A 21648-nucleotide genomic window follows, 5' to 3' on the forward strand; every position below is an offset into this window, starting at 1 on the left:
GAACGAAATCGAGGGCGGTCCCGGCGGGGCCGCCCTTTTTCGTTGGAGGTCCGCAAAGGACCGGTTTCGGTCGGAAGCTGCCGATCCTCCCCGGCACGGGGAGGGGGACCACCGAAGGTGGTGGAGGGGCACAGGCGGAGCGCACGACGCAGATAGGGCAGGAAACACCTCGCGTGCCCCTCCACCATGCTTCGCATGGTCCCCCTCCCCCAAGGGGGAGGACCGTCCGCTCTCCACCCCAAAACAGCCCTTCACCCTCCTCAATCCAACCCCGACTCCCGCATCCGTTCCGTCATCGCGGCGACGAACGCGCGCACCGAGGGCAACCCCGCGCGTGACGGCTCGAACAGCAGATGGACCGGCAACGGCGGCGGCGCTTCGTCAGCCAGCAACGATATCAGCCGCCCCGCATCGACTGCCTCGGCGAGCTGGTAGCTCAGCAAATTCGCTATCCCGAGCCCCGCCTCGGCCGCCGCCAGCACCCCTTCGACGCTGTTGACGGCGAGGCGCGGCGGCGCGCCGAGCCGCCAGCGCCGCGATGCGAATTGCCATTCGGTCGTCCAGCGCGGCCCCATCGTGCCGATCAGCTCATGGCCCGCCAGGTCCGCGATCGTCGCGGGCGCCCTGCGGCGCGCGAGATAGGCGGGGCTCGCGACAAGCATCTGGCGCACCCGGCCGATGCGCTTGGCCTTCAGCGTCGTATCGGCGAGCGGCCCGATCCGCACCGCGACGTCGATCCCTTCCTCGACGATGCGGACGTTGCGGTCGATCAGCATCATCCGCACGGCAAGCTCGCGGTGCTGCGCCATCAGCGCGCCGACCACCGGCAGCACATGCAGCCGCCCGAACATGACGGGCGCGGTCAGATGGAGCTGCCCACGCGGTTCGGCTTCGGCGCCGCGCAACGCGCGCTCGGCGCCCGCCAGCTCGGCGAGGATGCGCCGCGCCTGCTCCAGAAAGGCGGCGCCCGCGTCGGTCAGTGCGACCGCACGCGTCGACCGGTGGAACAGCCGCGTCGCCAGCCGCGCCTCGAGCGCCGCGATCCCGCGCGTCACTGCGGGCGGTGAGCTGCCGAGCTTGCGCGCCGCCGCGGCGAAACCGCCTTCGCTCGCGACCGCGACGAACATTTCGAGCGTGGTGAGCCGGTCCATGATTATTCCAGTCTACGGAATTAATTTGTCCAATATTCACTCATTATCACCAATCGCGCAATGTCCTAGATCGTCTCCGAAGGGAGCGAACGATGGCGCGAAATTACCGACACACGCTTTTCAACGACGCGGTGAAGGCGCTGCAGGAACGCCATGGCTCGCGCGCCGCCTATGTGAAGATGGACGCGGGCGCCGACGGCACCCCCGATGCGCTGACCGCCAAGGAACTGGGCTATATCGCGCTCCGCGACAGCTTCTATATCGCGAGCGTCACCGCCGACGGCTGGCCCTATATGCAGCATCGCGGCGGGCCCGCGGGCTTCCTCCGCCATATCGCGGGCAATCGCATCGGTTTCGCCGACTATCGCGGCAACAAACAATATATCAGCACCGCGAACCTGATGGGCAACGACCGCGTCTCGCTCTTCCTGATGGATTACCCGAACCGCGACCGGCTGAAGCTTGTCGGCCATGCGACGGTCGTCGAACTTGCCGACGATCCCGCCGCGGTCACCGCGCTGATGCCGGAAGGCTATCGCGCGACGCCCGAACGCGCCTTCTTCGTCGACGTGATCGGCTGGGAATGGAATTGTTCGCAGCATATCACCCCGCGTTTCACCGAAGCCGAAATATCCGCCGCGGTTCGCCCGATGGCGGCCGAAATCAACCAGCTGCGCGCCGAAATTGCAGCCTTGCGCGCCGCCCCGAAAGGAGACCGAACATGATCCACCTCTATGCGTCCGAAATGTCGGGCAATGCCCACAAGGTGCGGATGGCGCTCGCCTTCCTCGGGCTCGGCTGGGACGAGCGGGCGACCGACGCGGCCGCGCGCACCACCGATGCCTTCCTTGCGCTCAACCCGATGGCGCAGATCCCCGTCTATGTCGAAGGCGATTTCATCTTGCGCGACAGCCAGGCGATCCTCGCCTATCTCGCCGCGCGGCACCGGCCCGGCGACTGGGACGGGCGCACGCCCGAGGAACGCGGCGCGATCATGGTCTGGCTGTCGCACGCAGCGAACGAGATTTTCAACGGCCCCGCGCTGCTTCGCGCCGAGCGCCTGTTCGGCTGGTCGGTCGATCGGGGCCGCGCGGCCGCGGTCACCGACCGCATCCTGCCGGTGGTCGAGGCGCATCTCGCGGGACGCGACTGGCTGGTCGGCGACCGGCTGACCATCGCCGACCTTGCCGCGAGCCCCTATCTCGCGCTCGCGCCCGACGGCGGTGTCGACCTTGAACAATGGCCCGCGATCCACGCCTGGACCCGCCGGATCGCCGCGCTTCCCGCCTTTCCCGCCATGCCGGGCTGGCCCGCCGAGGGCGCCGCATGATGCCCTATGTTGATATCAAGATCACCCGCGAGGCCTGTCCTGAGCGCCTGCAAGGCAGTCGAAGGGGCGCGACGGCCGAGCAGAAGGCCGAACCGATCGCCGGCGTCACCGACCTGCTCCGGCGCATCCTCGGCAAGAATCCCGCGACCACCGTCGTCGCGATCGATGAGGTCGACACCGCCAATTGGGGAGTGGGCGGATGGCCCGTGCCGGGCTATCGCGCCGCACAGGCTGCCAAGGAGACCCAGTGATGACCGCGAACAACGCCGCCCCGGCCTTTGCCACGATCATGTTCCTGACCGGGGTCGGCATCCCGATCCTCGCCGCCCTGAACGGCGGGCTCGGCGCGCGGCTCGAAAGCCCGATGGCGGCCTCGGTGATCCTTTTCAGCCTCGGCCTCCTCATCGCGGTCACCGGCGCGATCGCGACCGGTACGCTCGGGCAGGTGCGGTTGTCGTCCGGCATTCCGGCGCATTTCTATTTCGGCGGCGCCTTCATGGCCTTTTACGCGATCGCGGTGACGTTCATCGCGCCCAAATTCGGGGTCGGCAACGCGATCTTCTTCGTGCTCGTCGGCCAGCTGATCAGCGCCGCGACGATCGACCATTTCGGCCTGTTCGGCGCGATCCGCTCGGCAATCGACGCGAAACGCGTCGCGGGGATCGCGCTGATGGTCGTGGGGGTGTATTTGGCGCGGCGGACAGGTTGACGACAGGTTTCGGCCGGGTGTTGCCATAAGATCCTCCCTGTCGCGAAGCCGTGGGGAGGACTAAACGCCCGCTCCCCACCCCAAAGCCGCCCTCGCACGCCTCACATATGCGCGGTCACCTCCGGCGGGTTCCACCAATTATTGCCCGCGCCATCCATATGGCTCACCGGCAGCGCCGCCATCTCGGCGGGGGTGAGGTCGTCGAGGCATGCGATCGCGACCGAATAATAGGCGCCACCGATCTCCTCGACATAGCCATGGCCGAAGGAGGAGACGCCGCACGTCTTGCAGAAGACATGATGCGCGCTGTTCGATCCGAACTGATAGTCGGCGAGCGCCGCGGGATCGGTCAGCAGGCGGAAGGCGTCGGGCTTGATCTGCGCGCTCCAGTTCCGTTTCTTGGTGCAGATCGAGCAATTGCACTTGCCCGTCCCCGCTTCGAGATCGAGGTCGGCTTCGAACTTGACCGCGCCGCAGTGGCACGAACCATGGTGGGTCTTGAGCATCTTCTATTCTCCGGCTGGCAGCGCGACCCGTCGCGCCCTTCACCCGAAGCGATGTAGCCTCTGCCCCTGACAGATCGTGTCAGGAGGCGTCGTCCCACCCGTTTCGCCGCCACCAGTCGGCCATCAGCACCGCGCGGCGCCGCCCGAACCCCTCATCGCCGATCCGCGCCGCGGCGATGCGGTCGATACGGAAACTCCGGTAATCCTGCCGCAGCAGGCACCATGCGGCGATGATCTGCTTCTCCTCGAAATAGGCGAGCGCGGCGGGCCAGATCGACCGCTCGGTCGCCGTGCCCTTCTCGTCGGCATAGTCGATGTGCAGCACTTTCTCGGCGCGCATCGCCTCGCGCACCGTCGCGAGCAGCGGCGCGTCGGTTTCGCGCCAACGGCTGTTCACCGGCCACAGCCCCGCCTCGTCGATCCGCTGCCTGAGTTCGTCGGGGCTCGCGGCGGCGATCTTGGCGAGCGCCAGCCCTGCCGCGCGCGACAGCGCCCCGTCCTGCCGCCCCTCGACCCAGCGCGCGCCCAATACCAATGCTTCCAGCTCCTCGGCACTGAACATCAGGGGCGGCAGGAAGAAACCCGGCCGCAGCACATAGCCGACCCCCGCCTCGCCCTCGACCGGCGCGCCGAGCGCGATCAGCGTCTGGATGTCGCGATAGAGGGTGCGCACCGACACGCCCTGCTCCTCGGCCAGCGCCTCGGCGGTCACCGGTCGGCGGCGGCGGCGCAGCGTGTCGATGATCGCGAAGAGCCGTGCCGTCTTGTCCGCCATGGTGCCCTTCGTCCGTTCAGCGCCGCCGATAGGTCCAGCGCCGCGGCTTCGACCCGTCGATCGCCGAGATCGTCGCGGTCAGCGTGTCGCCGTCGCGGGCATAGACGATGCGCTGCGGATAATCATGCGCCGGATTCTCGAAGGTCGCGCTGGCCGTGTCGTGCCGTACCAGCGCGAACGCGACCGGCGCCCCGCCCTGCGGCATCGCGATATAGGAAATCGCGCCATCCTCGCCCGCCGCGATGCGGATGAATTCGAACTCGCGCAGCGCCTCGCCGCGTCCCGACCGGCTTACCCCCAGCATCACCCCGCCGCGCGGGGCCGTCCAGCTTTCCTCGGTCCAGCGCTCGCCGTCCTCGCGCACCCAGTCGCCCGCGAGCCAGCCGAGATCGTCCACGCGCGCCGCCGGGCTCGCCGCCACCAGCAACACCGCCAAGACCGCCGCCATGATCCGCATGAATATCTCCCTCACCGCTCCTTACCACCGGGGCATCGGCACCGCCATGGACAGCGCACCCCCCGCCGCCTATAACCCCTCCATCCCCGGGGAGCCTGTGTGCAGACACAGGTTGAGAGCGGAACAAGCCGCGACCCGTTGAACCTGATCCGGGTAATACCGGCGGAGGGAGGGCCGGCATTCCGCACCGGAAAACCGTCTTTCGCTCCGATATTATGGAGCAACTGCACATGGCCGACATCGATTCCCGCCTCGACAAGAGCGCCGCCACCCCCATCGGCGTCACCACCGGACCCATTCGTGGCAGCCGCAAGATCCATGTCGCGGCGCAGACCGGCAGCGGCATCCGCGTCGCGATGCGCGAGATCGACCTCGACCCGCATTCGGGCGAACCCCCCGTCCGCGTCTATGACACCAGCGGGCCTTATACGGACGCCAACGCCACCATCGACATCAACGCCGGCCTGCCCGAACTGCGCCGCGACTGGATCCGGGGTCGCGGCGACGTCGAAGAAGTCGCCCAGCGCGAAGTCCGCCCCGAGGATAACGGCCAGCTCGGCCCCGACCGCTCAGGTGGCGTCCCCGCCTTCCCCAACGTCCGCCGCCAGGTCCTCCGCGCCAGGCCCGGCGCGAACGTCAGCCAGATGCACTATGCCCGCCGCGGCATCATCACGCCCGAGATGGAATATGTCGCCGAGCGCGAAAATCTCGGCCGCACGCGCCTCGCCGAGTACAAGCGCGACGGCGAAAGCTTCGGCGCCAGCATCCCCGATTATGTCACCCCCGAATTCGTCCGCGACGAGGTCGCCCGCGGCCGCGCGATCATCCCCAGCAACATCAACCACCCCGAAAGCGAGCCGATGGCGATCGGCCGCAACTTCCTCGTCAAGATCAACGCCAATATCGGCAACAGCGCGGTCGCGTCCGACGTCGCATCCGAAGTCGACAAGATGGTCTGGTCGATCCGCTGGGGCGCCGACACCGTCATGGACCTGTCGACGGGGCGCAACATCCACGACACGCGCGAATGGATCATCCGCAATTCGCCCGTCCCGATCGGCACCGTCCCCATCTATCAGGCGCTCGAAAAGGTCGGCGGCGTCGCCGAGGACCTGACCTGGGAAATCTTCGCCGACACGCTGATCGAGCAGGCCGAACAGGGCGTCGACTATTTCACCATCCATGCGGGCGTCCGGCTGCCCTACGTCCCCCTCGCGGCCAAGCGCATGACCGGCATCGTGTCGCGCGGCGGCAGCATCATGGCGAAATGGTGCCTCGCGCATCACAAGGAAAGCTTCCTCTACGAACGCTTCGACGAGATTACCGAGATCATGAAGGCCTATGACGTCGCCTACAGCCTCGGCGACGGTCTGCGCCCCGGCAGCATCTATGACGCGAACGACGAGGCGCAGTTCGCCGAGCTCTACACGCTCGGCGAGCTCACCAAGCGCGCGTGGGCGCAGGATGTGCAGGTGATGATCGAGGGGCCGGGCCATGTCCCGATGCACAAGATCAAGGAAAATATGGACAAGCAATTGGAAGCGTGCGGCGAGGCGCCCTTCTACACGCTCGGGCCGCTCACCACCGACATCGCGCCGGGCTACGACCATATCACCAGCGGCATCGGCGCCGCGCAGATCGGCTGGTACGGCACCGCGATGCTTTGCTACGTCACGCCCAAGGAGCATCTGGGCCTGCCCGATCGCGACGATGTGAAGGTCGGCGTCGTCACCTACAAGCTCGCCGCCCACGCCGCCGACCTCGCCAAGGGCCACCCCGCCGCACAGGTCCGCGACGACGCACTATCGAAAGCGCGCTTCGAATTCCGCTGGCGCGACCAGTTCAACCTGTCGCTCGACCCCGACACGGCGGAGCAGTACCACGACCAGACGCTCCCCGCCGAGGGCGCCAAGTCGGCGCATTTCTGCAGCATGTGCGGCCCGAAGTTCTGCTCGATGAAGATCAGCCAGGAAGTGCGCGAGTTTGCGAAGCTGCAAAATCAGGACAGCGCAGGCTTCATCGCGGCGGAAGAGGCCGAGAAGGGCATGGCGGAAATGAGCCAGGTCTATGAGGACACGGGGCGCGAGCTGTATATGGGCGCGGGCGGGCGGGAGCATGATTGAAGCTCATCACCCATAAAAATATGGGCGCGAGACTAGGTCTCGCGCCTACCATACGGATGCTGAGGAAATCTCTCATCCTCAGCATATTGCGTTCATATTATATTTTGTCGCCCTGATGCATGGATCGCGCAGAAGTTGATGCCTTTACGACATCTCCCCATCTTTGATCGGGTTTAAACTGCCCACCCATTCGCCGTGCCATACGCTCTGCACCTGAAACCAGCCGTTGTTCGTAGCTTTGTGTCTTACGATTACCGTCGTTCATGACCGTTCCCATATCAACTCCTGAACCTGATATCGCGCAGAAGGTCGAGGAAATAATCATAAGGGACTATGACGAAGGAGACAGCGCCCATGGACAGCATCTGCGAGACACCTTTCACCTAGCGGATGTTTTTGTCGACGGAATTAATAAGGACCGGATGAAATCCGGTCTAGAACGCTTTTTCCAAGCATTCTTTGGTCGCGTAGACATCGGTCCATCAAAGATAGAATATGGAATGTACGCCGCCAAGGGAGCGTCATTGCGCTCAACCGATTTATCAAGACAGGTCGGAGCAGCAATTTTCTCGCCTGACGGTGAGTTGGTCACTCAGGGCTGCAACGAAGTACCTAAAGCATTTGGCGGCACATATGCGACGCCGCGAGACTAGGAAAGTCCATTAAGGGTTCGATATTATTCTGCACTACATTCCCATGTCATAATTGCACAAAGCACATTTTAGCATCTGGAATACGTCAAGTCATATTTATGGAACCCTATCCAAAAAGCAAAGCAAAGCAGCTTCACAAGAACGAAATAGAGATAGAGAAATCAAGTGAAACTCGCGTTTCATTTGTTCCATTTCTAGGCATATCCCCATTTAGATATCGGGATATTTTTGAGAAGAAATCAAGAAAATCTGCTGGCAAGGCGATTACATGGTATAAAGGCGAACCAAGGCCATTGCTCGATGTCGCTGCTCCGGCGTATCTCGACAACGAGTCCTTAGAAATTAGCAAACTCGGCGGAAGCTTTCAGCCTTCTCTATTTTAACGCATATTATACTTCATGAATTATGTAACAATTTAACAAATTTCATTCCGGTCCGAACGGAGCGGCGCCGATGGCGTCGCACTAACACCATGCTACACCCCCCGCCCATGCGCGCCCGGAACCTCCTCTATGTCATGGCCAAGCCGCCGCCGGAGGTGCAGGCGGCGATCGGCGCGTTGCCGCGCAACGACCCCGGGCGCGGCCCCGACCTGCTCCATGTCACGCTCATCTCGCTCTACGACCTGCATTATGCGCCGCCCGAGTGGCTGCCCGCGACCATCGCCGCGCTGGACAGCTTCGCCGCACCGCCCTTTCCGCTCGCCTTCGACCGCATCGAAAACCGCAAGGCGGTGACGCTGCGCACGCGCGATCCGCTGGCCGGGGCGCGGGCGTTCCAGAAGGCGCTGGTCGACCATCTGCTGCGCGAAAAGGCGCCGATCATGGACGGCACCACCCCCGAACCGCACATCACGATCAACTATCGCGGCGACCGGCTGAATGCCCAGAAAATCCCGCCGATCCGCTGGACGGTCGATGAAATCATCCTCACCGAAAGCATCGTCGGCAAAACCACCCATGTCGAACACGGCCGCTGGAAGCTGCGCGGGGATGCGGGCTGATCGGGAATGTAACCCACCTCGTCATCCTCTAACGAGACGCGTGGCTCGTTAGACTTGATCCGGGATCCACTGCGGCGCTGAAGTCATCGACCCCGGATCAAGCCTGTCCCGAGCTTGTCGAAGGGCCCGGGGTGACGAAACGGGCTGCGGCGGCCTGGAACACCCCGTCAGCCAAAGTATCGCCGAAACCAACCCCGCTTTCCGGGAACGACCGGCGACTGGCCGGAAATGCGGACCAGATAATGCCCCAGGACCGCCGCTTGCTGCTTGGTCATCAATATCCGGAACAGGTCGGGGTCGTGCGCGTTGGCCGCTTCCGAAGACTGCACGCTTTCCAGCCGGAGCATGATGCGGTCGCCCGCGTCATGATGGCCCCAGCCGACCAGTGCCCCGAAACTCTCCATCATCCCGCCTCTCCCCCACCATCTTCGCGCGGCCGATGCCGACGATCCGATAGGGCGTTTTACCAGAGCCGCGGTGCAATGTCGTCCAATCGTCGAAAAGCCGCCCGTCGCGGCCCCCCGCAAAAACCCCTTTCCTACATCGCATCGCCATGCTTCATCCTGCCAGATGACCCAGCCCAAACCCCATGCTCGCCCCGCGCGGCCGCGTGGTCCGGCTTTGCAAGGCCCGGCGCCGCAAAGCCTGACCGCCGCGCTGTCCTCCTTCACCCCCGCGCAGCTTCAGCGCCAGCGCAGCAGCGGCTGGACCCCCGACCGCCAGCGCAAGTTTATCGAGGCGCTCGCCGCATCGGCCTGCGTGACCGAGGCGGCCGCGAGCGTCGGGCTGTCGGCGACATCGGCCTATAACCTTCGCCGCCGCCCCGATGCCCATGCGTTCCGCCATGCATGGGATGCCGCGATCGATTTCGGGATGCGGCGGCTGGTCGATGCCGCGCTGGCGCGCGCGGTCCACGGCGTGCCGGTCCCCATATTCTACAAGGGCGAACAGGTGGGTGAACGGCGCGAATATCCCGAACGGCTCGCGATGTTCCTGATGCGCGCGCACGACCCCCATCGCTTTGGCGCCGCGGGCCGGGACGACCCGAACGGCGGCGCCACGCCAGCGCATGGCGACCCCGCCGAAGCCCGGCTGGCCGATGCGCTCGCGGATCAGCGCGCCCGCCGACACCCGCCGCGCCCGCTGCCTGCCTGGCCCGACTGCCGACGACGGCGACGGCCCGGACCAATGACTGTTTCATGGACCCGGAGGTGGCAAGTTTGACAAGTTTAAGGCAAAAAACACGCTCCCCACGGCTCGACCCCGACGCCGCTTGCCGATAGGATGCCCGCCTTGGCCCAGGACAGGAGACGGACGATGCGTGGACAGGCATTAGGCGCGGCGATGCTGCTGCTCGCGGCGTGCGGAGAGGCCGATGCCCCCGCGGCGCCCGAAAAATCGGTGCTGGCCGATGGCCCCGCGGCCACAATCGACGACGTCGCCGCCGCCGACCTGCCCCCCGCGGTGCGCGACGCCGTGCTCGCCAAGGTGCCCGGCATGAAGATCGCCGAGGCCGAGCGCAAGGAACGCGACGGCAAGATCTTCTACGACGTCGAGGGGACGCGCCCCGACGGCAGCCCGGTCGAGCTCGACCTGATCGAGGAGGCGGGGGCATTTCGCGTCGTCGAGATGCAGCGCGACATCGCCTGGGCCGACGCCCCCGCACCGGTGCGCGCCGCCGCAGCCGCCCCCGCCGACGCCTTCACCCCCGCGCGCGTCATCGAAAGCACCCAGAATGACGGCACGATCGTCTACGAACTCTTCGCCCCCGGCAAGGCCGACGAGCCCGCCGCCGAGGTGAACTGGAAGGATGGCAAGGCGGTGCTGCGCACCGAGCGGAACGAATATTGATGACCGGCGCGGCTCCCACCGGGCCCGATATAGGCGCGACCTTCTATCACGGCACGCGCGCCGACCTCGCCGTCGGCGACCTGCTCGCCGCGGGCTGGTCCTCCAACTATTCCGACCGCAAGCCGCTGTCGTGGATCTATTTCTCCGCCGCGCTCGAATCGGCGATCTGGGGCTGCGAGCTCGCGGCCGGCGAGGGGCGCGAGCGCATCTATATCGTCGAGCCCACCGGCGACTGGTTCGACGATCCCAATCTCACCGACAAGAAATTCCCCGGCAACCCGACGCGCAGCTACCGCAGCCGGTCGCCGCTGCGCGTCATCGGCGAGGTCGAAAGCTGGACCCCGCACGCGCCCGAAGTGCTCCAGGCGATGAAGGACGGCCTCGCGAAGCTGAAGGCCGAAGGAAGGGACGTGATCATCGACTGAGCCATCCTTCGACCCATATCTTCGTGAGCCCGGAAAACAGAAACGGAGAGAAAACACCCATGCCCTCCCCCGTCCGCACCCTCACCCTCGCCGCGCTGCTCGCGCTTGCGCCCGCCGCCGCTATCGCTGCGCCCGCGACCACCCCCGCGCCGCTCCAACAGCTGCGCATCTACGAAATCCCGCGGACCAACGAAGGCGTCTTCCACGACCGTTTCCGCGATCATGCGCTGCGCATCATGGCACGCCACGGTTTCGCGGTGCGCTCGATCTGGCGTAGCGAGCATGAGGGAAAGGTCGAATTCGTCTATCTGCTCGACTGGCCCGACACCGCCACGATGAAGGCGGCGTGGGCCGCTTTCATGGCCGACGAGGAATGGGCCGCGATCAAGAAGGAAACGGGCGCGCGCCACGGGCGCTTCGTCGACGCGATTTCGGATCGCACGCTCGAACCCGCGCCTTACTCGCCCGACCGAGCGGGCGGAGGCGGCTAGGGAAGGCAAGGCGGAGGCGGCGCGGACGGAACCGGGGCACGCTTTCGCGGGTCTATCCTGCAGAGGGGCCATCCGCATGCCCCGCCCGCTTGGCCCGGCACGCGACAAATGGAGTGAAGCCGATGAACAAGCTCATGATCCTGCCCCTCGCCGCCGCGACCGCGATGCTCGGCGCCTGCGCCTCGACCGGCGGCTACGGCGGCGGCTATGACGATGGCGGTTACGGCTATTACGACCGCAGCTATTACGACCAATACGGCCGCTACGACTGGGACCGCCCCGATCCGCGCCACGACGGCTATTATGCCGATAATTATTACCGCAACGACCGCCGTTACCGCGAGCGGCGCCTGTCGAACAACGACCGCATCTATCGCGGGCGCGACGGCAAATATTATTGCCGCCGCAACGACGGCTCGACCGGGCTGATCGTCGGCGGCGTGATCGGCGGCATCGCGGGCAATGTCATCGCGCCGGGCGATTCGAAGACGCTCGGCACCGTGCTCGGCGCGGTCGGCGGCGCGGTCGCCGGACGCGCGATCGAACGCAGCGGTAACGACGAGGTGCGCTGCCGCTGAGCATCGCGCCGCGACGGTGGCTTGCGAAGGTTCACCGGTGTCATTAGCCTCCGCCCGATGCTGTCGGGAGAGGCCCTATGATCACCGCCGCCAAGCTCGCCGCCGCCGCGCTGCTGCTGATGCTCGGCGCCGCGCAGGCGGCGCCCGACCCGCGCCGCCCGGCACCGACCTTTGACCGCGTGCCGCCCGAACTGCCCGTGCTCACCCGCCCGGCGCTGCTGATCGTCAGCAAGACCAATGGCTATCGCCACGACAGCATCGCGGAAGCCGTGCCCGCGATCGAGGCATTAGCGAAGGCGCGCGGCTGGAGCAGCTTCGCGACCGAAAATGCCGCCGTCTTCAACCCCCGCGACCTCGCCAGATTCGACGTCATCGTCTTCGCCAATGCCAGCGGCGACATCTACACCCCCGACCAACGCGACGCCTTCCGCGCGTGGATCGCCCGCGGCGGCGGTTTCGTTGGCCTCCACAGCGCGGGCGACGGCAGCCACCCCGGCTGGTTCGTGAAGCTGCGCGGCAATGGCCGTTTCACCGGCCATCCGGGCGGCGCCGACCAGTTCCAGGCGGCCGACCTCGCGGTGACCGGCCCTAGCCATCCCGCGACGCGCCACCTGCCCGCGCGCTGGCGCTGGACCGACGAATATTACAGCTGGGACGCCCCGCCCGCCACCGACGCGCACATCCTCGCATCGCTCGACGAAAGCACGCTGCGCCTCGACGCCAGATATCGCATGGGCGCGGGCCACGCGCTGATCTGGTGGCGCTGCGAGGGCCGCGCGCGCATCTTCTATTCGGCGCTCGGGCACAAGGCCGAAGCGTGGAGCGACGCCGCGCATCTCCGAATGATCGACGGCGCGATCGGCTGGGCCGCGCGCGCCGAAGGAACGGGCTGCGACTAAGCCTTTTTGACCCGCGCCGGCTTTTCGAGGTTCGCCTCGACCGCGGCGCGGATCAGCGCCTTGAAGGCCGCTTCGTCGATGCTGTCGCCCTCGAACAGGTCGATCGCGCGCCGCGTATTGCCGTCGAGGCTCGAATTGAACAGTTTCTTCGGATCGGCGAGCGCCGCGCCCTTTGCAAAGGTCAGCTTGACCTTGTCCTTATACGTCTCGCCCGTGCACAGGATGCCCGCATGTTCCCACACCGGCACGCCCGCCGGATTCGAGGGTTTCTGCCACTTCACCGTCTCTTCGACTTGCGCGTCGGCAGCGTGGATCAGCGCGCGCAGCTTCGCCAGCGTGTCGCCGCGCCAGTCACCGAGCCCCGCAATCTTCGCATCGATCAGGTCCGCCGCCATCGCCTCTTCCTCACATCTTCTCGCCGGGCAGCGCCGCGGCCTGTTTCACCCAGCCGGCGAACGCCGCTTCGTCGACCTTGTCGTCCTCATGGATATGGAAATAGCGCGTGTCGCCGCTTTTCGACGCGACCGGCGGCACCGGATCGAGCGACTGGCCGCGAAAGAAGGCGACCTTGATATAGCGGTCGAAGCAATGGATGCTCAGGAACCAGTGGGTCGGCGCGTCGCCCTGCCCCGGCGGACCATAGAAGGGCGAGTTCCATTTGACCGCCTTCGCGACCCCCGGAACCGTCCTTTCAATGAGCTTGTCGAGCCGTGCCCAGGCGGCCGACTTCCACCCCGGCATCGCGGCGATATAGGCCTGCACCGGCGCGTCGCCATAGGCTTTGGCGATCTGCGGATTGCCGCCCGACAGCAGCACGACCTTTTTGTCGCTCATCGCTGGGTTCTTCAGCGTTCGTCGCGATAGAAGGGCCGGTCGCCCGCGATCGTCACCCGCTCCATCCGCCGCACCGCCGGGAAATAGTCGGACGCCGCATAATGCTGCGCGGCGCGATTGTCCCAAAAGACGACCGAGCCCGCGCGCCAGCGGAACCGGCACTGGATTTCGGGAACCGCAGCCTGAGCATAGAGGTGCGCGAGCAGCCACTCGCTCTCCTTTGCCGACAATCCCTCGATATGGCTCGTGAAGGCGGTGTTGACGTAGAGCGCCTGTTCGCCCGTTTCGGGATGGGTGCGCACCACCGGGTGAAGCTGCGGCGGATATTGTTCGTGCAGTTCGTGCGCGCTCTTGCCCAGCCTTTTGGCGAAGACGCGCGCGATGTCGTGCACCGCTGTCAGCGAGCGGCACCAGTCCTGCATCGCGGGCGACAGCCCGCGAAACGCCGCCGCCATGTCGGCGAACAGCGTGTCGCCGCCGACCTCGGGCACCTCGATCGCGCGCAGGATCGACCCCAGCGACGGTTCGGCGCGCCAGGTGACATCCGAATGCCAGAAATTCTCGCGCCCGCGCGAATCGGGCCCGTGCGCGATGTGCAGAACCTCGCGATTCGGCTGATCCTGCGGCGTCGCGGGGTGGATTTCGAGCGGGCCGAAGCGCCGCGCAAAGGCGATATGCTGCTCGGGCGTCATCGACTGGTCGCGAAAGAAGACGACCTTGTACGCGAGCAGCGCGGCGCGGATTTCGGCGATCGTCGCATCATCCTGTTCGCGGCCGAGGTCGATGCCCGAGATTTCGGCGCCGATCGACGGCGTCAGAGGCGCGACCTTCAGCCGCTCGAAAACCCGCTCAGATGTCGCGAGGGTCATGGTTTTGCTCCTGCCGTTCGGTGTCGGAGCATGAGAAAGCCACGGCGGCGGCGAGTCAAGCCGCGGCGACTAGCCGACGATCTCCGCCGTCGCCGCGCGCTCGATCGCGCCGCGCCAGTGCGGCCGCACCGGCAGCAGGAAAATCTCCGACAAAGCGCGCTCGATCTCGTCGGCCGTCAGGTAGCGCCGGTCGGATCGCCCGTCGACGAGCCGCGTCGTCAGCCGGTTGTCGCGCAGCCCGTAACGCGCCTCGGTCGTCGTCCGCGCCGCGATCAATTGATGGCGGAAATGCGATTCGGGATGCGCCGAGGTGTACCAATTGCCAAGCTCGTAATCGATCGCCGGCGGCGCCGCATTCTCGATCCGGTAGAGCGTCCGCCATTGGTCCTCGATCAGCGCCGCGACCTGCCATTCGTCGCCTTGCCGGACGACGCGATAGCTTTCGTGCCGCGTCGGCTGCGCCTCCTCGCGGTCCATCGCCAGCGGCTGCGGCGGCACCGCCGCGCCGAAGCCGACATCGGCGAGCCACGGTCGTCCGTCGATCGCCACGCGCACGACCATATGCGAGCGCGGCGTCGCCGGCGCATCGTCGGGCAGCATCCAGCGCACCCGCCCGATCAGCCCCTCCGCCGCAAAGCCGATCGTCTGCAGGACACGGAGAAACAGGCCGTTCTGCTCGAAGCAATATCCGCCGCGCCGCTGGCCGATCAGCTTCGCGTCGATCGCGTCGGCGCCGATATCGATCCCGGCGCCGGTCAGTGCGTCGATCGCCTCGAAGGGGATGGTGGCGATATGCGCGGCCTGAAGCGCGGCGAGCACCCCCAGCGTGGGCGCGACGGGACCGGTATAGCCGATGCGCGCGAAATAGCGCGGCAGGAACGTGCCGGCCGCGTCGGGGGACGCATCGTCGCCATCGGCCGGGTCGGTGGGGGCAGCGGGGTAGTGCAACATGGACAAGAGCTCCGTTCGCAAATCGTCTGCCCGCTTTATGAAAGCTCAACCGCGGTTGAGATCAAGCGCGAATCCGGTCCGAATGATCAATTCCCTGAAAAACACAGTCCTGTTCGCAACTTGGCCCTTGCGGCAGCGCATATGCCGGCGCACACCATGCCACAATGTTGGCGGCGGCACGTCCGGGGAGGAATATATGCGAGCGATGACGGTCATGTTGCTGCTTGTCGGCATGGGGCCGCCCGCTCTCGCCGCCGAAGCGCCGCAAGGCGACCTCGCCGACCTCACCGCCTTCGCCGACGCCTTCGATGCGGCGCAGATCGCGCAGGATCGCGCCGCGCTCGACCGCATGGTCGCCGACGACCTCGTCTTCATCGACGGCAGCGGCAAGCGCTACGGCAAGGCCTTCTTCATCGATGGCTGGACGGGGCCCGACGACGATTATGATCCGGTGACGCTGAAGGACCGGGTCATCCTGCCCCTCGGCAAGGATGCGGGCCTCGCGAGCGCCGAGACGATCCTGTCGGGCCGCTCGGCGGGCAAGCCCTTCCGCGTCGGCATCCGCTTCACCGATATCTTCCGGCGCCATGGCGACAGCTGGCAGGCGAGCTACATCCATGTCACGCGCATGCCCGTCGAAGGCGATTAGCGGAAGGATTCGACTCCCCCGGCGAGTAAGAACATAATGGGAACATTGATCCGATTCGGAGGAATGGACGATGGACCCGATGTTCCGATACTTCCTTGGCTTTCAGCTTGCCGCCGACCGCGCCGGCTGGCTGGCGCGTCAATTGCCGCCCGTTTCGGGCGATCTGTTCGCGGGGCTGAAGCCGCAAAATTATCACCTTACCCTGTGCACGATCGACGAGACGTCGGTTCCGCATCCCTTCCTGCGGCAACGCGTCGCCAGCGCGTTCGAAGATGGCCTGCCCGCCACCGCTTCGATTCCCTTTGGCCGGATCGTCAGCCGGGATGCCGGCGCCGAACTGGTCACGGTCGGAAGCATCGCCCCCATTCGTCAGCTTTACGACGACCTTGTCGCGCGGCTTGCACCGCACGGTATCGCGCCCTGGTATCGCCAGTCGGGACTCCGCCCGCACATCACGCTCGGCTATGGCAGACATGCGTTCGATCCGGTGCCGGTTGCGTGGAACTGGACCCCGCGCGAGCTCGTCCTGATCGAAAGCCATGTCGGCCACAGCCGCCACCGCGTCCTCCAGCGCTGGCGACTGCCCGCGCCCGCGCAGGGCGTCTTCGACTTCATGGACGACGCGCTGCCGCCGCCGCTTCGCTATGCGGCCTAGCCTTCCAGGCTGTGCTCGAGCGTGATCTCGCAGTCGAGCAGCTTCGACACCGGGCAATTCTTTTCGGCTTCTTCGGCGATCTTCGCGAATTCGTCGGCCGCGATTCCCGGTACCTTGCCGATCAGCGTCAGCGCCGACTTGGTGATCGTGAAGCCGCCGTCCTGCTGTTCGAGCGTCACCGCGGCGCTCGTCTCGAGCGTGTCGCCGCTATAGCCCGCACGTGCGAGCCCGAAGGACAGCGCCATGGTGAAGCAGGCCGCATGCGCCGCGGCGATCAATTCCTCGGGATTGGTCCCGGGCTGCCCCTCGAAGCGCGTCCCGAAACCATAGGGCTGCTTGTCGAGCACCCCCGACTTGGTCGTGATCGATCCCTTGCCCTCCTTGCCGAAACCTTCGTAACGGGCCGATGCGCGATTGACGGTCATGCGATTTCTCCAGGGTTGGATCGGGGCGTTCGATCGAAAGTACGAAACGGAATAGGCGCCCGGGACTCGGGAAGCCTCAGACGGCGAGCAGCTTACGCCTCGTGCCCAGCCGCTTCCACGCCTTTTCGTGAAAGAAGAAGGCGACCGCATTGATGCACGGCTCGATAATCGCGATACCGCCCGCGAGCGCGACCGATCCGGTCATCGCATAGGCGACGCTGAACCCGATCGTCAGATGGATCGAAAGATAGGTGAGGGTCTTGATCAGGTCGGTGGGCATGGCCCGTCTCCAGCAGCGGCGAACCCGGCCAAGTTAAGAATGATTCGCAAAGACTGCCAGTTGGAGCTTTCGTTCAGTCTGATCGATTATCCCGCGCCACGCCCGCGCGGTCGAGTTCGGGCCCGAGCCGCCCGCCGAGCCACATCGCCCACATCTTGAAGTCCGCGGCGAGGCTCCACAGCGGATAGGTGAAGGTCGCGGGACGGTTCTTCTCGACCCCGAAATGCGCGACCCACGCAAAGAAATAGCCCGCGACCGGCAGCGCGACGAGCCAGCCCCAGCGGCCGCTCAGCACCGCCGCAACCGCAATCAACACGACGAGGCTGGTCCCGACATAATGCAGCGCGCGCGTCGATGTCTTGCTGTACTCACGCAGGTAAAAGGGCCAGAATTCGGCGAAGCTGTTATAGAGGCGCGACATATTGACGAAGATGCTGCGGCCGGCGTGCGACGTCAAGACGACGGTCACAATGCAGAAACGGAGTAGTGCCGGGAGGATTGGTCGCTTCCGGCCGCAGCCGGCCGCCGATCTACAAATAATTGACGGTGAGCGTGAAGGTGCCGCTGTAGTCCCCCGCGGGCTGATTCGCGGGGACGGTGAGCGTGCCGCCGATATAATAGGTCTGCACCCCGCTCGGCAGCAATGTCGCGCCGAGCAAGGCGATGCCGCCGCCGCTCGTGGTTGCGGCGCGGACGAGGCTTGCGGTCATCGGCGGTGCGCCACCGCCGGCGCGCGCGAGCGTGACCGAGGTGCTGCCCGACACGGTGATCAGAAATATGCCGCCGGTGCCCTGGAAGACCGCGCGGCGACCGTCATTGCCGACGAGCGTCGCGCCGCCCGCCGCACTGCGTCCGTTGGTGACGGGGTTGATCGTGACCGTGCCGCCCGCCGGTCCGCTCAGCAGCGTGCCGAAGTCGAGATCGTCGGTTTTGATCAGCGTGTTCGGCCGAACGACCGCCGCATTGGCGGTGCTGCTCATGTCGGCGGCGTGCGCGATCGCGTATGGCGCCGCGCTCGCGGCGGCCGCGGCGATAGTCAGGGCGCGAGCCGCGCCCCGACAGTGGCTGGTCCCTCGAATTCCCACAGATTCTGCTCCTGTCTGGCACAGATCATGCCGTCGGGACCTTCATTACGGGTGCACGGGGTTGGTAAATCGTCGATTTACCGGTCGCGGCGGGCTATGTGCGCTCTGCGCTCGCGCTGGCTCAACCTTTGTCGGCGACTCCGCCGATCAAAATGAAGCGCCGGTCGCAATAGCCGCAATCGACGAAGCCTTCGTCTGTATCGATTTCGAGCCACACGCGCGGGTGGCCGAGCGCCGCATCGGCGAGGCCGTCGCCGGTGCCGTCGCAGGCGATGCGGGTCTTGGGCGTGCGGATGGTTTCAGGGGCGTTCTGGGTCATCGACCGCGCCCATAGCAAGCAGGCGAAGACTCGGCAATCGGGTCTGCGCACGCGGCGGCAGGGCCATGACGGCACCGGTGCAAGCCCCCGTCTGGGTGCCAGTGGTCCCCCGGTGCCGCCTCCCCCCACGGGAAAGCCTAAAGATAGTTCAAGGTGATCGTGAAGGTGCCGCTGTAATCGCCCGGCGCCTGGTTCGCGCCGACCTCGAGCGTCGCCCCGACCGGGAAGTTGTAATTGCCGAGCGGCGAGGTGATGCGGAAGCGCGTCGGCGACGTCGACAATATCGCGGTCGGCGTGCTGCCGATCTCGAAATTGCGGACGCGCATCCGCGTGCCCGGTCCGGTGAGCCAGATGCTGTTCGATCCCAGCGAGATATTGACCTGGCGATTGAAGCTACCGAGCCCGGCGAAGCGCGCGGGCTCGCCGCCGTCGCCCGCGAGCGTCACGCCGCCGGTGCGGTTCCGCGATCCGTCGGGTTCGATCGTTACGGTCCCCGCGGTGTTCGACGGGATAATGTCGCCGAAGTCGAGGTCATTCACCTTGAAGAAGGACAGCGGCCGAAGCACGATGGCGTCAGCCTCGCCCTGCGCGGCCGCCTGCGCCTGTGCCGGCGAGTTGACGCCGGGCGCGATGAAAAGCGCGAATGCGATGAGACCGCGCTGCACACGCAGCGGGCGAAAGATGTGACTGGTCCCCACGGGCCTCGTTCTAGCCGCGAGTTTCCAATTTAGCGTTAACGCACCGGTCAGCAGAAAATCTATCGGCGATCATGGCTTTCGCGTGGGCTGGCGCGCGGCTATGGAGGCCGCCATGAGTGAAGCCGCCATCCGCATCGACGCCGTCTCCAAACTCTATGCCGGCGGCAAGCAGGCGCTCGACAATGTCAGTTTCGATGTACCGCGTGGCCAGATTTTCGGGCTGCTCGGGCCGAACGGTGCGGGCAAATCGACGCTGATCAACATCCTTGCGGGGCTGGTCAACAAAACGGGTGGCAAAGCGAGCATCTGGGGCTTCGACATCGACGCCGACCCGCGCAACGCCAAATATTCGATCGGCATCGTGCCGCAGGAAATCGTCTTCGATCCTTTCTTCACGCCGTTCGAGACGCTGGAGAATCAGGCGGGGCTGTACGGCGTGGCAAAAGACAGGCGCATTTCCGACCAGTTGCTCGCCGCGGTGCACCTCAGCGACAAGCGCGACGCCTATGCGCGCACCCTGTCGGGCGGCATGAAGCGCCGCCTGCTCGTCGCGAAGGCGATGGTGCATTCGCCGCCGATCATCGTGCTCGACGAACCGACCGCGGGGGTCGATATCGAGCTTCGTCAGCAACTCTGGGAATATGTGCAGAGCCTCAACGATCGCGGCGTGACCGTGGTGCTCACGACGCACTATCTGGAGGAAGCCGAGGAGCTCTGCGACCGCATCGCGATCATCAACCATGGCAAGCTGATCGCGAACAAGCCGACGCGCGAGCTGGTCGACATGGCGCGCGAAAAGATCGTCGTCGTGACCCTCGACCAGGACATCGCCCAGCTGCCGTCGCATCCCGCCTTCGACAAGGTTGAGCGCGAGGGCGAGCGCGGGCTCGCTATCAGCTATAACAAGGACCGGATGAACGCGGGCGAAGTGCTCGCGGCGGTGAACGCGATGGGGCACGGCATCGTCGATGTTTCGACGCGCGAGGCCGACCTTGAGGACGTCTTCCTCAACCTGACGCGCAGCGCGGCCTGAGGCTCAGCGCCGGTAGCGCGCGAAAAAGGCCCACATCGCCTCATTGTCGGCGACCCATTCGTGGCCGCGACCCTGGACGATACGCCCTGCGACGCGCGCGTTGCCGAGGCAGTTCGAATAGATTTGCTCTTCGGCGGTCTCGGACACGGGGACGGTTTCGGGGCCGGTGCTGCAGCGATCGAGTTCGGCCCAGCGCGCGAGCGCGGTCGCCATCGAATATTGCCAATAGCCCGCACCGCCGCCCGCGACCGGGTTGGTCGTGTCGTCGCTGCCCGCAAAGGCATAGACCGGAATCGCCTTCTTCGGCTGACAGGTTGCGGGGTCGGGGCGCTGCGGATCGCCGGGTGAAGGATTGCCGGCGCGAAGCCCGACGACGGGTGCGATCGCCGCGAAGCGATCCGACGCTACGCAGCCGAGCCAGGAGGTCATGCGCCCGCCGCCCGACAGACCCGTCGCGTAGACACGCTCTTCATCGATGCAAGTCTGCGCGGCAAGCCAGTCGATCGCGGCGGTCAGATAGGCGACGTCGTCGGGATCGTCGGCGGTCGGCACCGCACCGGTGACGGTCGGCACGCCGGGGATGTTCCAGACGAAGCCCTTGCCGGCGGGAATGCCGGCGTCGGGCGCCGCGAGCAGGAAGCCGTGATGGTCGGAGGTCGCGGCGAGCCCCGAATGACGTAGCATTTCCTGCCCATTTCCGGTGCTGCCGTGGAGAAGGAAGACGAGCGGCAGATCGCGGATGCGACGCACCCCGGCGGGAATATGAATCAGCATCGAACGCCTGGTGTCCCCGACCGCGACGCGCTGCGTCGTTCCCGGTGCGCCGAGGGTGCAGCCGGGCGCGGCCAGTGCGGGCGTGCCGAAACCGAGAACCGCGATCAGGGCGACGGCGAGGATGC

The 21648-nt window shown here is 66.0% G+C and carries 33 protein-coding genes and 1 riboswitch; of the genes, 17 read left to right on the forward strand and 16 right to left on the reverse strand.

What is annotated here, in order from left to right:
• Positions 1-260: 260 nt before the first annotated feature.
• Positions 261-1151, reverse strand: coding sequence for a LysR family transcriptional regulator (locus tag OVY29_RS13745; protein WP_037555451.1), 891 nt, complete (start codon positions 1149-1151; stop codon positions 261-263).
• A gap of 92 nt (positions 1152-1243) precedes the next feature.
• Between OVY29_RS13745 and OVY29_RS13750 the strand changes: the two genes are divergently transcribed.
• From OVY29_RS13750 to OVY29_RS13765, 4 genes are read left to right on the forward strand one after another with little or no spacing between them, the layout of a single operon-like run.
• The gene (locus OVY29_RS13750; protein ID WP_037555452.1) at positions 1244-1876 is read left to right on the forward strand and encodes a pyridoxamine 5'-phosphate oxidase family protein; all 633 of its coding nucleotides are present in this window, start codon (positions 1244-1246) and stop codon (positions 1874-1876) included.
• Positions 1873-2481: a glutathione S-transferase family protein gene (locus OVY29_RS13755; protein ID WP_037555453.1), complete on the forward strand. Its 609-nt coding sequence runs from the start codon at positions 1873-1875 to the stop codon at positions 2479-2481. The genes OVY29_RS13750 and OVY29_RS13755 overlap by 4 nt, the downstream gene beginning before the upstream one ends.
• Positions 2478-2732 (forward strand): 4-oxalocrotonate tautomerase family protein, encoded by a 255-nt coding sequence (locus OVY29_RS13760; RefSeq protein ID WP_313911580.1) that lies wholly within the window; start codon positions 2478-2480, stop codon positions 2730-2732. The genes OVY29_RS13755 and OVY29_RS13760 overlap by 4 nt, the downstream gene beginning before the upstream one ends.
• Positions 2732-3190, forward strand: a complete 459-nt coding sequence (locus OVY29_RS13765) for a DMT family transporter (protein WP_037555454.1) — start codon at positions 2732-2734, stop codon at positions 3188-3190. The genes OVY29_RS13760 and OVY29_RS13765 overlap by 1 nt, the downstream gene beginning before the upstream one ends.
• A 101-nt stretch (positions 3191-3291) precedes the next feature.
• On the opposite strand, the gene OVY29_RS13770 is transcribed toward OVY29_RS13765, so the two are convergent.
• The 3 genes from OVY29_RS13770 to OVY29_RS13780 all read right to left on the reverse strand — a co-directional run bounded on the left by OVY29_RS13770 (position 3292) and on the right by OVY29_RS13780 (position 4928).
• On the reverse strand, positions 3292-3696 hold the full coding sequence (locus OVY29_RS13770; RefSeq protein ID WP_037555455.1) for a GFA family protein: 405 nt from the start codon (positions 3694-3696) through the stop codon (positions 3292-3294).
• 79 nt (positions 3697-3775) lie between these two features.
• Entirely contained in the window at positions 3776-4471 is a 696-nt protein-coding gene (locus OVY29_RS13775) for a helix-turn-helix transcriptional regulator (RefSeq protein WP_037555456.1), read from the reverse strand.
• Between the two features lie 16 nt (positions 4472-4487).
• On the reverse strand, positions 4488-4928 hold the full coding sequence (locus OVY29_RS13780; RefSeq protein WP_313911581.1) for a DUF6265 family protein: 441 nt from the start codon (positions 4926-4928) through the stop codon (positions 4488-4490).
• 77 nt (positions 4929-5005) lie between these two features.
• Positions 5006-5116, forward strand: a riboswitch (TPP riboswitch).
• Positions 5117-5158: 42 nt separating this feature from the next.
• Here OVY29_RS13780 and thiC point away from each other — a divergent pair.
• The 4 genes from thiC (at position 5159) to OVY29_RS13800 (ending at position 8707) form a co-directional block, all read left to right on the forward strand.
• Positions 5159-7051 (forward strand): phosphomethylpyrimidine synthase ThiC, encoded by a 1893-nt coding sequence (gene thiC, locus OVY29_RS13785; protein WP_037555457.1) that lies wholly within the window; start codon positions 5159-5161, stop codon positions 7049-7051.
• 263 nt (positions 7052-7314) lie between these two features.
• Positions 7315-7704, forward strand: a complete 390-nt coding sequence (locus OVY29_RS13790; protein WP_313911582.1) for a hypothetical protein — start codon at positions 7315-7317, stop codon at positions 7702-7704.
• Between the two features lie 98 nt (positions 7705-7802).
• Entirely contained in the window at positions 7803-8087 is a 285-nt protein-coding gene (locus OVY29_RS13795) for a hypothetical protein (RefSeq protein WP_313911583.1), read from the forward strand.
• Between the two features lie 107 nt (positions 8088-8194).
• Positions 8195-8707 (forward strand): 2'-5' RNA ligase family protein, encoded by a 513-nt coding sequence (locus OVY29_RS13800; protein WP_052182251.1) that lies wholly within the window; start codon positions 8195-8197, stop codon positions 8705-8707.
• Between the two features lie 167 nt (positions 8708-8874).
• Here OVY29_RS13800 and OVY29_RS13805 read toward each other — a convergent pair whose 3' ends face one another.
• A complete protein-coding gene (locus OVY29_RS13805; protein WP_037555462.1) occupies positions 8875-9114 on the reverse strand; it encodes a hypothetical protein in 240 nt (79 codons plus the stop codon).
• Positions 9115-9277: 163 nt separating this feature from the next.
• Here OVY29_RS13805 and OVY29_RS13810 point away from each other — a divergent pair, with 163 nt between their 5' ends.
• From OVY29_RS13810 to OVY29_RS13835, 6 genes are all read left to right on the forward strand, one after another.
• Positions 9278-9931 carry a hypothetical protein gene (locus OVY29_RS13810; protein ID WP_313911584.1) on the forward strand — a complete coding sequence of 218 codons (654 nt, stop codon included), beginning with the start codon at positions 9278-9280 and terminating at the stop codon, positions 9929-9931.
• Between the two features lie 93 nt (positions 9932-10024).
• Positions 10025-10558 (forward strand): hypothetical protein, encoded by a 534-nt coding sequence (locus OVY29_RS13815; protein ID WP_200880196.1) that lies wholly within the window; start codon positions 10025-10027, stop codon positions 10556-10558.
• Entirely contained in the window at positions 10558-10983 is a 426-nt protein-coding gene (gene arr, locus OVY29_RS13820; RefSeq protein WP_052182338.1) for an NAD(+)--rifampin ADP-ribosyltransferase, read from the forward strand. The genes OVY29_RS13815 and arr overlap by 1 nt, the downstream gene beginning before the upstream one ends.
• Before the next feature lie 59 nt (positions 10984-11042).
• Positions 11043-11474, forward strand: coding sequence for an NIPSNAP family protein (locus OVY29_RS13825; RefSeq protein WP_037556301.1), 432 nt, complete (start codon positions 11043-11045; stop codon positions 11472-11474).
• Between the two features lie 122 nt (positions 11475-11596).
• A complete protein-coding gene (locus tag OVY29_RS13830) occupies positions 11597-12052 on the forward strand; it encodes a glycine zipper 2TM domain-containing protein (RefSeq protein ID WP_037556300.1) in 456 nt (151 codons plus the stop codon).
• A gap of 77 nt (positions 12053-12129) precedes the next feature.
• Entirely contained in the window at positions 12130-12951 is an 822-nt protein-coding gene (locus tag OVY29_RS13835) for a ThuA domain-containing protein (RefSeq protein WP_037556299.1), read from the forward strand.
• Here OVY29_RS13835 and OVY29_RS13840 read toward each other — a convergent pair.
• The 4 genes from OVY29_RS13840 to OVY29_RS13855 all read right to left on the reverse strand — a co-directional run bounded on the left by OVY29_RS13840 (position 12948) and on the right by OVY29_RS13855 (position 15605).
• The gene (locus tag OVY29_RS13840) at positions 12948-13346 is read right to left on the reverse strand and encodes a DUF1801 domain-containing protein (protein WP_037556298.1); all 399 of its coding nucleotides are present in this window, start codon (positions 13344-13346) and stop codon (positions 12948-12950) included. The genes OVY29_RS13835 and OVY29_RS13840 overlap by 4 nt on opposite strands.
• A 10-nt stretch (positions 13347-13356) precedes the next feature.
• Positions 13357-13785: a DUF1801 domain-containing protein gene (locus OVY29_RS13845; protein ID WP_037556297.1), complete on the reverse strand. Its 429-nt coding sequence runs from the start codon at positions 13783-13785 to the stop codon at positions 13357-13359.
• Between the two features lie 11 nt (positions 13786-13796).
• Positions 13797-14654, reverse strand: a complete 858-nt coding sequence (locus OVY29_RS13850; protein WP_037556296.1) for a TauD/TfdA dioxygenase family protein — start codon at positions 14652-14654, stop codon at positions 13797-13799.
• Positions 14655-14723: 69 nt separating this feature from the next.
• Positions 14724-15605, reverse strand: a complete 882-nt coding sequence (locus OVY29_RS13855) for an arylamine N-acetyltransferase family protein (RefSeq protein WP_081933136.1) — start codon at positions 15603-15605, stop codon at positions 14724-14726.
• A 196-nt stretch (positions 15606-15801) separates the two neighbouring features.
• Between OVY29_RS13855 and OVY29_RS13860 the strand changes: the two genes are divergently transcribed.
• Both OVY29_RS13860 and OVY29_RS13865 read left to right on the forward strand, forming a co-directional pair.
• Entirely contained in the window at positions 15802-16254 is a 453-nt protein-coding gene (locus OVY29_RS13860; RefSeq protein WP_161786554.1) for a nuclear transport factor 2 family protein, read from the forward strand.
• Between the two features lie 70 nt (positions 16255-16324).
• Positions 16325-16909, forward strand: a complete 585-nt coding sequence (locus tag OVY29_RS13865; protein ID WP_313911585.1) for a hypothetical protein — start codon at positions 16325-16327, stop codon at positions 16907-16909.
• Here OVY29_RS13865 and OVY29_RS13870 read toward each other — a convergent pair.
• From OVY29_RS13870 to OVY29_RS13895, 6 genes are all read right to left on the reverse strand, one after another.
• Positions 16906-17334 carry an OsmC family protein gene (locus OVY29_RS13870; protein ID WP_037556293.1) on the reverse strand — a complete coding sequence of 143 codons (429 nt, stop codon included), beginning with the start codon at positions 17332-17334 and terminating at the stop codon, positions 16906-16908. The genes OVY29_RS13865 and OVY29_RS13870 overlap by 4 nt on opposite strands.
• Before the next feature lie 76 nt (positions 17335-17410).
• Positions 17411-17614 (reverse strand): DUF2061 domain-containing protein, encoded by a 204-nt coding sequence (locus OVY29_RS13875; RefSeq protein ID WP_037556292.1) that lies wholly within the window; start codon positions 17612-17614, stop codon positions 17411-17413.
• 73 nt (positions 17615-17687) lie between these two features.
• On the reverse strand, positions 17688-18035 hold the full coding sequence (locus OVY29_RS13880) for a DUF962 domain-containing protein (RefSeq protein ID WP_313912065.1): 348 nt from the start codon (positions 18033-18035) through the stop codon (positions 17688-17690).
• 109 nt (positions 18036-18144) lie between these two features.
• Positions 18145-18594 (reverse strand): DUF4402 domain-containing protein, encoded by a 450-nt coding sequence (locus OVY29_RS13885; protein ID WP_052182337.1) that lies wholly within the window; start codon positions 18592-18594, stop codon positions 18145-18147.
• 226 nt (positions 18595-18820) lie between these two features.
• Positions 18821-19018, reverse strand: a complete 198-nt coding sequence (locus OVY29_RS13890) for a zinc-finger domain-containing protein (protein WP_037556291.1) — start codon at positions 19016-19018, stop codon at positions 18821-18823.
• Between the two features lie 137 nt (positions 19019-19155).
• A complete protein-coding gene (locus OVY29_RS13895) occupies positions 19156-19716 on the reverse strand; it encodes a DUF4402 domain-containing protein (RefSeq protein ID WP_037556290.1) in 561 nt (186 codons plus the stop codon).
• Between the two features lie 112 nt (positions 19717-19828).
• On the opposite strand from OVY29_RS13895, the gene OVY29_RS13900 reads away from it, so the two are divergent.
• Entirely contained in the window at positions 19829-20749 is a 921-nt protein-coding gene (locus OVY29_RS13900; RefSeq protein WP_037556310.1) for an ABC transporter ATP-binding protein, read from the forward strand.
• Positions 20750-20752: 3 nt separating this feature from the next.
• Here OVY29_RS13900 and OVY29_RS13905 read toward each other — a convergent pair whose 3' ends face one another.
• Positions 20753-21523 carry a PHB depolymerase family esterase gene (locus OVY29_RS13905; RefSeq protein ID WP_152567642.1) on the reverse strand — a complete coding sequence of 257 codons (771 nt, stop codon included), beginning with the start codon at positions 21521-21523 and terminating at the stop codon, positions 20753-20755.
• Positions 21524-21648 lie beyond the last annotated feature (125 nt).

The sequence above is a fragment of the Sphingopyxis sp. SE2 genome (assembly GCF_032227185.1).
Classification (GTDB): Bacteria; Pseudomonadota; Alphaproteobacteria; order Sphingomonadales; family Sphingomonadaceae; genus Sphingopyxis.

What these genes read in the sequence shown, in the direction of transcription:
- OVY29_RS13840 (WP_037556298.1), bottom strand. Translation starts at nt 13,346, where the DNA reads ATGGCGGCGGACCTGATCGATGCGAAGATTGCGGGGCTCGGTGACTGG.
- arr (WP_052182338.1), top strand. Translation starts at nt 10,558, where the DNA reads ATGACCGGCGCGGCTCCCACCGGGCCCGATATAGGCGCGACCTTCTAT.
- OVY29_RS13875 (WP_037556292.1), bottom strand. Translation starts at nt 17,614, where the DNA reads ATGCCCACCGACCTGATCAAGACCCTCACCTATCTTTCGATCCATCTG.
- OVY29_RS13800 (WP_052182251.1), top strand. Translation starts at nt 8,195, where the DNA reads ATGCGCGCCCGGAACCTCCTCTATGTCATGGCCAAGCCGCCGCCGGAG.
- OVY29_RS13780 (WP_313911581.1), bottom strand. Translation starts at nt 4,928, where the DNA reads ATGCGGATCATGGCGGCGGTCTTGGCGGTGTTGCTGGTGGCGGCGAGC.
- OVY29_RS13830 (WP_037556300.1), top strand. Translation starts at nt 11,597, where the DNA reads ATGAACAAGCTCATGATCCTGCCCCTCGCCGCCGCGACCGCGATGCTC.
- OVY29_RS13885 (WP_052182337.1), bottom strand. Translation starts at nt 18,594, where the DNA reads ATGAGCAGCACCGCCAATGCGGCGGTCGTTCGGCCGAACACGCTGATC.
- OVY29_RS13755 (WP_037555453.1), top strand. Translation starts at nt 1,873, where the DNA reads ATGATCCACCTCTATGCGTCCGAAATGTCGGGCAATGCCCACAAGGTG.
- OVY29_RS13815 (WP_200880196.1), top strand. Translation starts at nt 10,025, where the DNA reads ATGCGTGGACAGGCATTAGGCGCGGCGATGCTGCTGCTCGCGGCGTGC.
- OVY29_RS13850 (WP_037556296.1), bottom strand. Translation starts at nt 14,654, where the DNA reads ATGACCCTCGCGACATCTGAGCGGGTTTTCGAGCGGCTGAAGGTCGCG.
- OVY29_RS13835 (WP_037556299.1), top strand. Translation starts at nt 12,130, where the DNA reads ATGATCACCGCCGCCAAGCTCGCCGCCGCCGCGCTGCTGCTGATGCTC.
- OVY29_RS13745 (WP_037555451.1), bottom strand. Translation starts at nt 1,151, where the DNA reads ATGGACCGGCTCACCACGCTCGAAATGTTCGTCGCGGTCGCGAGCGAA.
- OVY29_RS13765 (WP_037555454.1), top strand. Translation starts at nt 2,732, where the DNA reads ATGACCGCGAACAACGCCGCCCCGGCCTTTGCCACGATCATGTTCCTG.
- OVY29_RS13795 (WP_313911583.1), top strand. Translation starts at nt 7,803, where the DNA reads ATGGAACCCTATCCAAAAAGCAAAGCAAAGCAGCTTCACAAGAACGAA.
- OVY29_RS13810 (WP_313911584.1), top strand. Translation starts at nt 9,278, where the DNA reads ATGACCCAGCCCAAACCCCATGCTCGCCCCGCGCGGCCGCGTGGTCCG.
- OVY29_RS13870 (WP_037556293.1), bottom strand. Translation starts at nt 17,334, where the DNA reads ATGACCGTCAATCGCGCATCGGCCCGTTACGAAGGTTTCGGCAAGGAG.
- OVY29_RS13770 (WP_037555455.1), bottom strand. Translation starts at nt 3,696, where the DNA reads ATGCTCAAGACCCACCATGGTTCGTGCCACTGCGGCGCGGTCAAGTTC.
- OVY29_RS13865 (WP_313911585.1), top strand. Translation starts at nt 16,325, where the DNA reads ATGGACCCGATGTTCCGATACTTCCTTGGCTTTCAGCTTGCCGCCGAC.
- OVY29_RS13890 (WP_037556291.1), bottom strand. Translation starts at nt 19,018, where the DNA reads ATGACCCAGAACGCCCCTGAAACCATCCGCACGCCCAAGACCCGCATC.
- OVY29_RS13750 (WP_037555452.1), top strand. Translation starts at nt 1,244, where the DNA reads ATGGCGCGAAATTACCGACACACGCTTTTCAACGACGCGGTGAAGGCG.
- thiC (WP_037555457.1), top strand. Translation starts at nt 5,159, where the DNA reads ATGGCCGACATCGATTCCCGCCTCGACAAGAGCGCCGCCACCCCCATC.
- OVY29_RS13900 (WP_037556310.1), top strand. Translation starts at nt 19,829, where the DNA reads ATGAGTGAAGCCGCCATCCGCATCGACGCCGTCTCCAAACTCTATGCC.
- OVY29_RS13790 (WP_313911582.1), top strand. Translation starts at nt 7,315, where the DNA reads ATGACCGTTCCCATATCAACTCCTGAACCTGATATCGCGCAGAAGGTC.
- OVY29_RS13775 (WP_037555456.1), bottom strand. Translation starts at nt 4,471, where the DNA reads ATGGCGGACAAGACGGCACGGCTCTTCGCGATCATCGACACGCTGCGC.
- OVY29_RS13880 (WP_313912065.1), bottom strand. Translation starts at nt 18,035, where the DNA reads ATGTCGCGCCTCTATAACAGCTTCGCCGAATTCTGGCCCTTTTACCTG.
- OVY29_RS13905 (WP_152567642.1), bottom strand. Translation starts at nt 21,523, where the DNA reads ATGCTGATTCATATTCCCGCCGGGGTGCGTCGCATCCGCGATCTGCCG.
- OVY29_RS13805 (WP_037555462.1), bottom strand. Translation starts at nt 9,114, where the DNA reads ATGATGGAGAGTTTCGGGGCACTGGTCGGCTGGGGCCATCATGACGCG.
- OVY29_RS13855 (WP_081933136.1), bottom strand. Translation starts at nt 15,605, where the DNA reads ATGTTGCACTACCCCGCTGCCCCCACCGACCCGGCCGATGGCGACGAT.
- OVY29_RS13825 (WP_037556301.1), top strand. Translation starts at nt 11,043, where the DNA reads ATGCCCTCCCCCGTCCGCACCCTCACCCTCGCCGCGCTGCTCGCGCTT.
- OVY29_RS13760 (WP_313911580.1), top strand. Translation starts at nt 2,478, where the DNA reads ATGATGCCCTATGTTGATATCAAGATCACCCGCGAGGCCTGTCCTGAG.
- OVY29_RS13860 (WP_161786554.1), top strand. Translation starts at nt 15,802, where the DNA reads ATGCGAGCGATGACGGTCATGTTGCTGCTTGTCGGCATGGGGCCGCCC.
- OVY29_RS13845 (WP_037556297.1), bottom strand. Translation starts at nt 13,785, where the DNA reads ATGAGCGACAAAAAGGTCGTGCTGCTGTCGGGCGGCAATCCGCAGATC.